At 40.5% G+C, this 472-nt stretch carries 1 pseudogene; it reads left to right on the top strand.

Annotated elements, in window-relative coordinates:
* Positions 1-472: pseudogene (locus QWT87_RS21125) on the top strand (RHS repeat-associated core domain-containing protein); the annotation flags it as partial.

The raw sequence follows: 472 nt of genomic DNA, 5'->3' as shown, positions 1-472 counted from the left end.
CGATTCGATGGGAAGGGCAATTGCCACCAAAAGCACCAACCATCTCGGAGGATACACCAACACCGAAACCGAGCTGGATTTTGCGGGGGTTCCTAAGCTTTCTAAAACGTATCATAAAAGATTAAGTACAGATACTGAAAAAGTGATTACCGAAACTTTTGAGTACGATTCCCAAAACAAGTTGGTAAAACATTATCATCAGGTAGATAATAATCCGCAGGAACTACTTGCCGAAAACACCTATAACGATCTGTCTCAGCTTGTGAACAAGAAAGTAGGAAATAATCTTCAAAGCATCGATTACACTTACAATATCCGCGGATGGATGACCAAGATCAATGATCCGGCAAATCTTAACGGAAAACTGTTCGGGTATAAAGTAAAATACAGTGAAGTGGAAGGGCTTGAAACACCCAATACAGACTTTTCTACTCTGAAAGTAAAACCGAAATACAACGGCAATATTGCGGAG

Origin of the sequence: Chryseobacterium urinae (assembly GCF_030518295.1) — a bacterium.
GTDB classification, from domain to species: domain Bacteria; phylum Bacteroidota; class Bacteroidia; order Flavobacteriales; family Weeksellaceae; genus Chryseobacterium; species Chryseobacterium mucoviscidosis.
This window is presented reverse-complemented; position numbering and strand designations above follow the sequence as displayed.